The 13376-nt window shown below is 42.2% G+C and carries 4 protein-coding genes; all 4 read right to left on the minus strand.

Going from position 1 to position 13376, the window contains the following annotated elements; translation table 11 throughout:
* Nucleotides 1-4223: hypothetical protein (locus ABDW16_RS25910; protein ID WP_343673837.1), on the minus strand; the 4223-nt coding region annotated here is incomplete at its 3' end.
* Nucleotides 4224-4232: 9 nt separating this feature from the next.
* Nucleotides 4233-4985 carry a hypothetical protein gene (locus tag ABDW16_RS25915; protein WP_343673838.1) on the minus strand — a complete coding sequence of 251 codons (753 nt, stop codon included), beginning with the start codon at nucleotides 4983-4985 and terminating at the stop codon, nucleotides 4233-4235.
* A gap of 18 nt (nucleotides 4986-5003) precedes the next feature.
* Nucleotides 5004-7253 carry a hypothetical protein gene (locus ABDW16_RS25920; RefSeq protein ID WP_343673839.1) on the minus strand — a complete coding sequence of 750 codons (2250 nt, stop codon included), beginning with the start codon at nucleotides 7251-7253 and terminating at the stop codon, nucleotides 5004-5006.
* Nucleotides 7254-7274: 21 nt separating this feature from the next.
* Entirely contained in the window at nucleotides 7275-13373 is a 6099-nt protein-coding gene (locus ABDW16_RS25925; protein WP_343673841.1) for a PA14 domain-containing protein, read from the minus strand.
* Nucleotides 13374-13376: the final 3 nt, after the last annotated feature.

Raw genomic sequence — 13376 nt, forward strand, 5'->3', positions numbered from 1 at the left:
TTTATTTTGACTATAAAGGCAGAATTCTTTTTATATAAAGTTGTCCCTATAATAATATAACCGCTATCCTTTGTTGGACGGACCCTGTTGAAGTAATCGTTAGCCGCTGTATCTCCATAACTCTTCGCCCATTCTACCACGCCTTTCGCATCGGTCTTCACCAGATATGCGTCTGTGGGGTTTGGGGTACTACTATTTGTGATCTGCCCGGCCAGCAGCATACCTCCATCCGCCGTGTTAATAATATCATAGAATAACGCCTTTACTCCATTCGCATACGTCTGTATGGAAGTAGAAGAATTAATCGGTTCACAAACTGATGAATCCTTTGAATTATACAATTTACAGGTATCCCTGAATGCAAGATATTGCCATGCCTGGTAACTATAGCCAGTTGCATTATTCATAAAGGCTGCAAACAGCTTATTCTTTTTTTGCTGGGTACTATCCGTATCTGCATATGCTGGTTCCAGGCCAGGATAGGTAGCCGTATATGTTGTATACAGGCTGGAGAACTCCTGGCAACTGATACAGGCAGGTGCTGTATTGCACTGCATTAACGGTGGTATGGTTAACGGGGAAGATGTATAAGTACAGCTGGATTGAGAGTTATCACAGGCTTGTTGTAATGCCCTCACCTGCGTTTCTGTTAATGATGTACCTCTTGTACGGTTCAGATATACGGCAAGAGAAGTATCAGTTGATCTTCTATACAATTTATATTCCTTATCCAATACACCCAGCTTCTCACATTCACATTCCGTTGGCTTTGCATAGGTCACCTCATCAGAATACGCACGCTGCTTATCATAAGGGAGAGGTGCTGTTATTAATAAGCCATTACAATTCACATTATCCGTAATACCTTTTGACTGGTTGTAAGCTGCTAATACTTTCGCGAAACTATTATCTCCCGTTGGTGTACTGCTGGAACCATATACATGATTCTCATCGGAACCTTCCAGGCAGATCTGTTTCAGTAATGGAACAACATTCGCTCTCAGATCTGCAGTATCATAATAGGTACAGGATGCTGACAACTGGCTGATCCAAGCATTGATATAACTATTACAATTACTATCATAGCTGGCCTGCATGTTGGCATTCACAGCATTTTTCACAGCTGTTGTATCTCCGCTTGTCATATAACTGTAACCAGACAATGTCAAGGCACTGGTTGCATTCATAAAGCGGGCAGACTTTGAGTCTGCGATAAGCTTGTCTGTTGATGGTGTACATTTAGGCAGCATTACCAGGCTGTCAATCAGGTTGTCCCTATAAGCGAGATACAGGTTTCTGAAATTACGCCATGCCATATCCAGATCGCCTGTACACAGGCTGGATGAAAATGCTTTCGCTGCTGTATTATAATTAGCAGTACATTCTGCTGACACCGTTGTACATTTTGTCATGATGGCAGCTATACTGTACATAGACAGTGCATTGTTTCCAGTACCTCCTGTGTAATTTTCCAATTTACTTTTCAGGGATATGATAGCATTTAGCGGATCAATATTTGCTGTTACACTTTTAAAAGGGAATGTGGTTACATCTCCAATCGGATTCATATAACCTAAATCAAGCGCAGTAGCATAACTATCGCATGCTTCAAAGTTCCTTTCCCATTGAAGCTCTTTTTCATAAGAAGCATATACAAGGTAACGACAATATTCGGGATGGAACTTTACCAGTGCATTAGCCCAGGATGGTTTGAAGTTTTCAGCAAAGGCTTCCGGAGATAATGCCTGTGGACGAACATATTTACCTGCTGTGGCATCATACACGCTATCTACATGGCCATTCTCATCCAGATAAACGATATCTGACCGCATATATACCGGCAGCGAATCTTCCTTATGATAAAATATACTATACGCGTATGTGGAATCGCTTAATATCGCATACTGACCGGATGGTGCAGATACATCTTCCAGTAATATATTCAGCATTTCTGTAACCGGGGAGGTCGTACCACAAATTGCATCACAGGCTGCTACCGCGTCATTGTATGCTGTAAGGGCTGCTATAGAATCACCACCATTAGTCATATAGTTAGACCGATAAGTAGGCCAGTCTCCTACGCTCGCACGGCAACCAGCACAGGTTGGTTTACAATCAGTGGTATTTACAAGACTTCTTGCCGCCTGAATAAATTCCTTCAAAGTCTTACAAACATTACGTTTTAAAAAAACACTATCACGATAATAATTCAGTGCTGCACTGCTTACTGTCAGACGTTTGGTGACCGTGTAGCTGCCTTTAGGAAGTTGTAATGTAAAGGAAAGGACCAGTGAATCAGGCTTCTTACAGCTGGCAATTATAGAATCAGGATTAAAATTCCTGACCAGCTTATAGTAATTTGTATTATTCAATTCATCAGTAACGGTGATTTCCAGGTCATACAACCCATTGTAGCATACTGTATCGGTACTTCCATCACATACTTTCCGTAGCACTGGTGGTTGCAGGGCATACCTGAAAGATTGGGTGTATTGAGGACCGTCTACACTAATCAGCAGACCACGTGTACTTTCCAATACCATTCCTTTGACGGAATTACTACCGGGTCTTGAAAGGGTATCTACAACTTTGAATTCCACATTGGATTCCAGGTTGTCCAGATCAGCACTGTCAGCCCTACCTGCCAATGCCGTCGCAACTGTTCTACCATGCATATCCACATAGGTAATGGACATCTGTCCATTGGCATCCTGAACGGCATTTTTGAAATAATGTGACACATCACCAGCCTCAGTTCCAAACAGCACATTCAGGTCATTATCATCCGGAGATGCATAGTAATACCTGTTTTCATGGTTACTACCAAGTTTGAATACAGGGCCAACACCACTATTTCTACTGATCCTGCCCGTTCCATCCTGTGTATAGGAGGTTTCAGTAAACGGATAGCCGCCGGCGTCAGGAATATATCTATTAATACCCTGATCCTTTAAAGGATTATCAGGGGAATAGTACTGGCTGGCGCCACTGGCGGTGGACATTGCAGCTGCACTCGCTTTCGCAAAATCTGTAGGAGACGCCAGTGTGTCATACAATCCCTTTCCATATGATCCACCGTTCAACCCCTGGTTGAAATTTGCGGAATATTTAATCACCGTATTCAATGTCGGAGCAGGCATTACTTTGATCACTTCCCTCCCCTGGTAGTCATATAAACTTTCTGCAACAATAGTTGTATTTGTGTTATTATCTTTTGTAACCGTTTGGCGGCTACGCATACTGCCATCAAAATATTTTACGGTCACGTTCCGCTTACCTTCCTCCGCAAAGTCCACGCTGGATTGCCAGTTTAATGCATTCTGGTGACCAACAAAGGAGAAACCTGTCAATGGATCAGCAAAATCAGAACTCCAGGACGTCTCCCGTCGTGCATTATTATTCAGTACTTGTACTGCCCTTACCCGATAAAATAATACACCAGGACCTTCAAACATCAGGGGAATATTATAGCTATACCCACTGATAGTTACTCTTGAAGAGTTGTTCCTGAAAATTAAAAAAGGATCAAGCTTCGCCTGAGGTCCGTATCTACCTGAAGCCAGGGCTGATGTATCTATATAAGTCCATTCCAGGTCATATTCATCTGCACCTGTTATTGGCGTCCATTTGACGGTTAGCTCATCAGTAGAGTCTGTATTAGCAGTTGTTTCGTAAGAGATCGATTTAACAGCATCACTGGTACAATTTAAGGTATATGCAGCACGTACATCCATTTCATTTTCCAGCAGGAGCGCATTTATAACCTTAGCATTATCACGGGTGACGGAAAGCGCTAATACTCTTACTGTCACCTCATGTGAGTTGTTAAATACAAAGCTGCTACGGCTGGTGTAAGCAGCTGAATCGGCGTAGTTGATAACAAGTGTCTGTTCAAGGGAATCATATTTGGTATCCGGACGCTTATAAGTGATCCTTATTTTTACTATTGCTGTAAAAGAATCCGGTAACAGTTGTGTTGAGTATTCATTAATATGAAAATTAATGATGTTCTTTACGGAATACCGAGAATCCAGCTTTGATGCATCGGTATCAAGAAAACCGCTGTCCCTGACACTGATGAAAGCACCTGCTGCCAGCTGGTTTTTGCTGCCGTCCAATACTTTACTCAACACAACTACATGCTGTGCAGAAGTACTACCTGCTATGAATAATAACAGGAGCAGCGCTAGCCATTTATATGAATATTTAAGCAAAAATTGCATGATCTTACTTTATAGGTTAGGGTTTGACAGCACAACCTGAAAATTGCTATAGGCAGCTGTTGGTTTAAACTCAGCACCTTCTTTATAGAAGTATCTCTCTTCTTTAAATCTGGACGCTGCCTCTTTCAGGGGATGGTAGTTATAAAATGTAGTACGCACCAATGCATATTCATCATATCCCTCGGGTAACTGGTTTTCCTGTTGTGCAACCGGGTCTAACAACAACGTAGATTTCAACAGGTATTCAACGGACAATAATTGACGCCGGACAGTATCCATCTGCATAATCATATTCTTGCAGGGGCTCCCAGGCAGAAATGCTATGTTTACTGTTTTTACAGGTCCTTTGTGGCTCACATTACATTTTTCCGCATCAGATTTTGCAATCATTGATTGCATATATAAAATAGGATCGACTGCAGAATCTTGTCTCGAAGTAGCCAATAATAAAAGTTTATCCTCATGGAAAACAATAATATTATATCTGTCACTTTTTATGGATTCTGTACTATCCATCCGGCAATAATAATTATCACCGGATATTTCAACACTTCCAGTCAACGAGTCCAAAATAATCTCAGGCCTGGTTTCATTGGCATAGACATATTTAATATCAAAACCATAGGGTTCAATTTTACCGACTTCCCTGATATATTTTAATGAAGCGACGGCATCTTCCAGTGCTGCAAGGTCTTGCGCCTGCAAGTGATGTACCCCTGCCAGCCAGCACATCGCCATTATCAATAAAAAAAAACGTTTCATATCTTTAATATTTTAAGACTATTTGCTGGTCATTGCACTTCTGGATTCTTTGATGGTCATAATGCCTCTTTCTGTTTCTTTCTTCAAACGGATCAAATCGCCTTCATCATCATATTCATAGAAAGTAGCATAGTTATTCTCATCCAGTTCTGCCATCAGACGAAGGGAAGCTTCATCGTATACATAGGACTTCATGTTCGCATTATAAGGATGTACCCGGAGGTCATCAAAGTACACTGTATTACTACCGGTATTCTTCAGACTAATCATGAATTGCGTAGTAGTAGCCGGGATCTCTACAATCATTTCAATTCGTTGCCAACCTTCAATGATATTACCAGATGGGCTACCGGTTATTGTTTTTTCAACATTACCATTGTTTAAAAGATCAACCTGTATCTGGCTACCTGTATAAGCTATGCCATTGCACTGCCCAGACTCTTTCACCCAGGCACCTACTATTACTTTCTTGCCTGGAAGTGGAGAGAAAGTTGGTAATAATGCATCTTTGCCCAGTCGTATACTTTTCAGTATACTATCTGTACCTCCACAATTATTGGCAGCAGCATTGATAGCAATATTGAATGCAGGATCATCTGCGGTGACATCGCTTGTAACACTTGCCATTTTTACATTATCTAAGCGCAGGCTATAGTTTCCTGTATGTTGCACAGCGGTATCGAAATAAGTTTGGTAGGTAGAGAAATCAAAGCTACGTGCTACGGGACACACGTTATAACATTCGCCTCCTACATAGTTATAATCTTCAAAGCCATCGAAGGCCACTTCACGGTATCGGGCATTCTGAGCGACAGCTGTTGCCAATGCATCCTGGAACCCAAACACACCAGAAATGTAATTACCCAGTGGATCTATGGTTTCTATTTCACCACCTTTCTGATTGATAAGAGTGGTTTGTGCAGACCACACCCATCTTGATACGGCTGTATCCTGTGGTTGCCATTTATTACCAACCAATTGCCAGAAGGCCAGGAAGTTACTAAGGGTACCATCTGTCCGGGTATTAGTAATATTGCTGGTAGTAGCTTCTGTACGTGGATTGTAGAAACTCAGGGTGCGATATGGGCGCCAGTTACCGGCCACCCCGTACAAATATGGATTAACGCTGGTATCCGTGATTGCACTATAGCAGGTACCGGATGGAACATAGTTACAGGTAAGGCAACTGTCAATATATAATGTAGCAACTACCCCTGTATCTGTGGCAAATGTCCAGGTAATATCCAGGTATGGACGTTTATTCAGGTCCGCTGTATATTTCTCAGAACAAAATGTAGCATACAACGTAGTTGTATCTGTTGGAAAAGTGGTAGGAACTGTCTTGGTATTTACTAATGTAATTCCATAGTCCAATGACCTTCTGCTGGAAGAAAACCATTTTTTAATATCGATCTGGAAATCCTGCATAGCCGTTTCAGCTACGATAGAAGATGTATCGGTTACACTACCTGTGAGTAAGGAACTTGCACTTGTCTGATAGCTCCAGGCAGCAGATCTGCGGTATACAGTTGCTATTGGCTGGGGATTACCGACGGTATATAACGAGTGCGCGTTTGTATATGTCGGCGCATTAAAACCGGCGGGGTATGCATAGAAATACAGGTTTGCGGAAAGAACAATTGCACTGGCAGGAATATTCACCGCACTGTCTATCGCAAAAGTAGTGGCTATTTTGTACTGACTGCTATTGGAAGCATATGCTGTCCGCATATAGGCGGCTGTGCTATCTACCTGGGTAGTGGTATAAGTGGTCACAGACGGGAATATATTGCTGGCGGCTACAATGCTGTTCACATTTACAGAACGGGTTACCATGTACTTTTTAGTTACCGGGCGCCCGTTACTGTAAGAAACTACGCCGGAATTATCACAGTCTCTGCTTGCGAGGGAAGAGAATGTAACGTTCCCGCTGGCAGACTTTAATACCACGGAGCAATCGCCCAGCTGTGCCTTGTACTGGGTGCCTGTAGTGGCAGTTGTCAGGGCATAGAAGTAGCGGTTGACGTTGGCCGTGAGTATGGAACAACCACTGCCGGATACACTGTAACCTGCAGCGTTGGCATCTGCTATCAGGGTAGAGAGCAGGATGTGATCGGATTCTTTTGTAAACAACCTGTTGGATGCAATCAGGTAGTCGAATAGTGGTTTCAGACAATCACAGGCACAGGTGGAAGACTGAGCCCGGGCCTGATAGCCGGGGGCGGCTACCAGGAGGCTGAAAATAAGTATTGTGAGATATCTTTTCATATGTATAATATCTTATTCAAATCATATAGGACCGATAGTAATCGTAATATCCCCATTGAAGGTTAACGTTGCAGTTTTAGTACCACCAGCGGTAATTCCCCATGAAGTATCATTCGTATCGTTCATAAAAACTGAAACCGGCTGATTCGATTTGATGGTAATGGTATAAGGATTAGCCTTTTCAACCTTTGTATTAATATCTATCGCAGACAAAGCATTATTGGCCGCAATAGTTTTACCAGCGGCATCTGTAATAGTAACCCAAAGATCAGCAACATGATCAGTTCTTACCATACCGCCACCATCTACTCTTAAGGTAGCAGAATCCTTCACTACACAAGACGCATGCGCATTTGCATAGGTCTGGCCATTATTATCCAGATCCCGTAAGGCCTGCGCATCCGCACTATCCTGATTTATTACTGATGAATATTTGTTGGCTGCTACAACATATGTAACCTGATACGCAGGTGAACCTGCTGCACATACGGGTGTATAACTTTTTGCATACCTATGGTTATAATAAGTAGTCGTCGTTACATTACAGCTTGAACTGTCCCCTGTATATGGTTTATTATCTCCCTGCGTGCAGGCCATTACTGTTGCTGCCTTACGGCTGTCTTTCACTTTCCACAACTCTCTATATTCAACAGCCGAAGCACTTACCACCTTTGAGGTCTTGTCTATTACAAGTTTATAATTACCTGCTGCCTGTTTGACACGGGGATCAGTTAACAATGTTATATTGCTCAGGAACTCACTGAGGTTCTTTCTACCTGACAGCAACACCTTCATGGAAACACTATTACCTGTAAACGGCTGCCCGTTTTGATCTACGAAGTAAAGATCCGGATCTCCGCCACGTTGTACATTGGCATTTACCGCATATAGAATTCCTGGTTTGGGGAAGGTGGCAATTTCAGGAGTACAGTCTGTACCACCTGTTTTAGCTCTTGAATAGATAAGGATCTTATCCCCTGCCGCAAAATAATCTGTCACTTTGGTGTTGGCCGGGATACCTTTTGTTATCCGGCCTTGATTTATATATATACTATCTAATACTACATCTATATTCTTGTAGGCCCCACTCATGCCATCATAAGCCCATCCGGCAGGCAATGAATAAGTGAATACGGAATCACCCCACTCATTCTGTGAACTGTTTAATATAGAAGCCCCTGTTTCGCTATCATACAACAGGTTTCGGGTAGTTACCTTACTTCCTTTATCAGTTACTTCCATATTTTCCATTATCCCATGTCTGTATATCACTTTTGAAACGGCAGAAGAGCGATACAATGTTTCTTCCCTGTTATAGACATTTAACAGCATAGGAATAAATAAGTATGGAGGCCAGATAAATGAGAACATATCCCCGTTTATCTGTGCATTATAAGAGGTGCTTAGTGATCGCTGCTGACGCATGTCCATCATCAATTCCACATCCTTTCCTACTATAGCTTCTGTATCAATATCTCCGTTAGGTTTCATTACCATCACTGTATTGTTCAGGTGCTTAAACTCCGCATTCCCGTTATCAACCTTGTAGTTATACCTGGTTTCGGTGACAGGTGTTTTCGCATCCAGCTCTGAATACGATGCTTCTGATTTCCGTTTACCATGCATATCATTTAATTCCACCTTAAAGCCCTGTGTTACGGCTATATAATGACGGGAATTAATACGCAGTAAATTGGTCAGGCCTGGTTTGAAACGAATTTTATCAATTGTAGATCTATCTACCAACGTAGGAAAATCATACGCTGTATAGAAACATGTTTCTATATATCCATTTGCGGAACGGGTATTTTTGGCATTGATCGATCTCACTCTTACTTTACTATATCCTACGGATGGCGCAGGGAAGAATGATTCGCCTAAAGGGGTCTCTGTATAACCACACGCTACAGGAGCTAAGGCTGCAACCTGTTCTGTATATTCAATCGGCTCTCTCCATGAATTTTCTTCACCACCAATCATCGGCTCATAAGCTGCCACCCCACTACTGATGGTTTCGTCTTTTCCATTTACTGTACGGGTGGTTGTATAGCTATATTCCTGGCCATACATTGACTGTTTCTGAGCAGTCATTTTATCCCAGTAGTCATAAACTGTAATACGTTTAACGCGAATACCACCACCATATTTCTTAAAATAAGGATTGTTCAACCGAACAAAGCTACGGTCTGTCTGCACTCCCATCGCCCAGCCTTTTGAACGTGCCGCGTCGTCGAAACCTGTCAGTGCTGTCATAAAGTTGCTTGCTCCTGATGCTATTACTTTGATTACATCAGACCACTTTACATCGTCACCTGTTTCGGAACCCGGGTAAGCTTTGGAAGCCAGATTTAAGCGTAAAAATGTAATAGCTGCCTTGGCCAACGGGCTATATTTGCTGCCAGACACGTCTGTCTGTCCGCTGTTATCGATTGGCTTTATCTTAATCCAGATTGTCTTTCCATCATTAAAATAACCAATGTTGTCTGCATCCAGCGTAGCATAGCAAGGCACATATTCGGCACCTTTACCATATTTATCACCAGGCATATTGACATAGAGACGGAAGTAAATCTTACTCATTCCATCCAGATACCACTTCCTTACTTCCTGTTTGCTGCTAACTGCTCTGGGCACATTGATTGAAACATATTGGAAATCTATACCATCCTGATATAAGCCCTGACTTAGTTCTGTTAGCTTTGTATCAGTAGTTGGACTTTGCCTTGAAAAACCAGCGATGGTGAACATCTGTGCAGCACGTTTGTTTTGAACAAATGCGTAGTCATCACCTTCGTAATCCACTTTCATTCTGCCACCTGAAGGGAGGGTAATAGAATCCAGGGCCCATACAGCTACGTTCTTAGCGGCAAGCGTACTATCCTGAATTGAATATGGATAATCACTATTATTTAACTGAGAAGGGTTCTGGCTGGATGGCTTGTAAACGCCCCAACGATCCACATTCTTACTATTGTAAGTTGTTCCGGGTGAGTTATAATGGAATTTGTATTTATGACGTTCTCCTTTTCTGTTACTACCATAGGTAAAATAAACGCTATCCAGTGTCAATTTACCTACACCTGCGGTGGTGCTGTTTGTAGTATTAACACCCGGGCATAATTGATATGAATAGGCAAAGTGAACTGTCTTTACAGGTTTTGGGTTCGCTTTCATAAACTCCGCCTTTGTATAAAGGTTGATCTCATCCAGCTTTCGACCATTACCGGCAGACATCACTCCATTTTCATTGATTGCATCCATGTCATCCCGTTTGCTCATCTTAAAGACTGCGATCATGGTCTTGGATTCTATGGAATTTAAATACCACAACTCTTTCTGGCCGTGTATATAACTTCCTTTATCATCACGATCGTCTGTCTTCATTCCTTCGCTATAGTTTGCTTTATTCAAACCAACTGGTGAACGCCAGCTAAAAGGATTAGTGATACCGGATATCTTGGTATAATTAAACTTGATAGCATTGCCCGGATCATCTGCCGTGATACCGTTCCCGGTCAGATCTTTATAGTCAGGAGACAATACACCTGTTAACAGGAAGGTATGTGCATATGCAGGTGTGATCTCACTATTAAAATAGTGGTCGTTACCTTGTTTATTATCCACCGTGTTATCTGTACCTGGACTGTAATCAACCAGACCTGTGGTCGTACTTCCCTTACCTGCGTCTACTGAAAAGGTTGTTTCTGTCTGCTGCAGGTTATATACAGGGATACCATATACATAACGTTGACCGTTGGTGTTCACCACACTTATTTCGGAAATATGATTTCCCAAACGGAAATTGTTCACTCTTTTCTCCAGGGTTACATTACCATTCTTTACATTGTCAGTTACGGCAGGACCATACAGGTACTTTTTAGGGACAATAACGCGGGTCTGTCCGGGATATTCCCACTCCAGAGTAGCAACTGTATTTCCTCCTTCCTGGTAATAATCGATCCTAATAGTATAAAATTCTCCCGCGACCAGGTTCACTTTAAAAGTATCTGGTCTGACATCGTGAATATTCCAGTTTTCTTTAACGCTTACTCCATCCATATAGACCCTGATACCGTCATCACTTTTTGTGTAAAAAGTATATGTTCCACTCACAGGCGCCTTAATACGACCAGTCCATCGTACGGAGAAGTTGTTATTTAATTCTGTTTTAGTTGCAACACTTTGGAAATAGGTCTTGTTCAACATGTTGATCACAGAATCCGTTCTTTCGAACAACTTCACTCCGAATTTTTTATCTGTGTAGTACTCGCCCAGTAAACCACTTGCCGTGCTATCTGCATCTATTATCTCTGACGCACATGCATTAGCAGTGTAGGCATTCTCAGCGTAATTTTCAATGTACTTCGGGAAGCCGGCTAAACTGGCTTCTGATGCGGTGAGATAGGATATGACCTGGGTGCGCTTATCTCTTACTGTCTTATTGTAGGTACTTGTATTGATCGCCTGACGGCCAACCAACCTTGCATTATTAAACCTACTGATCGTATCCTTTGCTATCAGTGTGGGATCGCTGGAACCATTATGATAAATATCAACAGCGACCACATCATCATCGCCCAGATTTTTATAATAATCTTTATCATTTACCGCCATTTCGCTTGGATTACGGAAATAGGTGGCCTCATAAGTACCGGCTGATCTGCTAAATGCAGTTTTGCCGGCCATGAAATTATCTTTATCCCATTCGCCTGATTCAGTGTAAGAATAGGTATATGTAAGATCCGCACCACCATGGGCAATATTACCACTACCCAAATCAGCGCTGACGTTTCCGCTATTGGATTTTGATTTGCTATAGTGATCAAATACGTGTCCGACATCACTGCGATAAGCGCGGAATGAGCCGCCAACACCTTCACCTGAGATGCCAAATACATCGTAAGTATAAGATGGTATACCAATGTTAGGCACAACCGGTTTTTCCCTGTATGGAATATCTTTTTCCCTGTTAAAGTCAAGCAATACAGAGGTGTTGGTACCAGCAGCCTGGTAGTTCAGATAACCATAAGCTGGTAATGATTTTTTCTGATCGCTGGAGGCAATATTCTGCACTGTGACATAACCAGTGATAGCATCTGTAGCATTTAAACCAAAAAATTCCAAACCTCCTTTTACTGTCAGTGTATAATTGCTATTAGTAAAAGGAAGGGATGGGGAAGGCAAATAAGTTGGGTAGCCAAAAGAGATTAAGGTTCTATCCGCACTGGAGCGCGCATTTTTTTGACCTGTACTATATTGCTTTACCCCCATATTCAACTCCAGGCTTTTTAAACCTGATCTTGTGTTATAGCCGGTACTTAAACCGATATTTCCGTTAAGGGTTCCGTCTTTATTGGACATTTGATATTCCAGGTTGGGACTAATGGTCAATCCATCCATGGAACTATTAGTGATGGATAAAGAAGCAGTGAGGTTACCCATTGAACTTGAACCAGCGTTAATACTTGGACTGAGCCCCGCAGACATACCCCAACCTTTATAATTGTTATAAGTAATGCCGGCACTTGCACCAATGCTGATTAAATTACTAAATAGTGGTATGCCAATTGTTTCCTGTGATAAACTTACATTTACACCAACGGTTGTATTTGCTTTGACAGCAGATACTTTTGTAACAGTATCTGCACCATTAAAGTCATCCGGCAAACCACGCAAATTTCGGGTAATGGAGCCTGGATTAAGGTTCCAGCCGAGGCCCACCCAGCTGGCGTCGTCACTCATACCTACACCACTGTTATAGCCTAATGCTAATGGATATCCTCCGACATCCAACAGGGGAATACTATAACTGAAATCACCTGTAAACAGGTCAACCATGTTATCACTGTTCACAGACTGGAAAGCCTGGCTCTCCGGTTGAGTAGGACCTCCGATAAATGCTTTTGCTGTTTTAGCCGGTATTGCTGCTTTTGCAGCAAACGGAGTAGACGCTTTCTTTTCTTCATGCAGGATCAATGGTGCTGAAGAGGGTTTTACTGCTTTATTCACTACGATAGGCATGCCTATTGCATAGGATGGGATAATCGTCTCAATATAGAGCACTACAAGCATCAGTGAAGCAATAAATCGCTTGCTTCCTGCGACATGTTTTAAAATCATCCA

The organism is Chitinophaga sp. (assembly GCF_039596135.1).
Lineage (GTDB): Bacteria > Bacteroidota > Bacteroidia > Chitinophagales > Chitinophagaceae > Chitinophaga.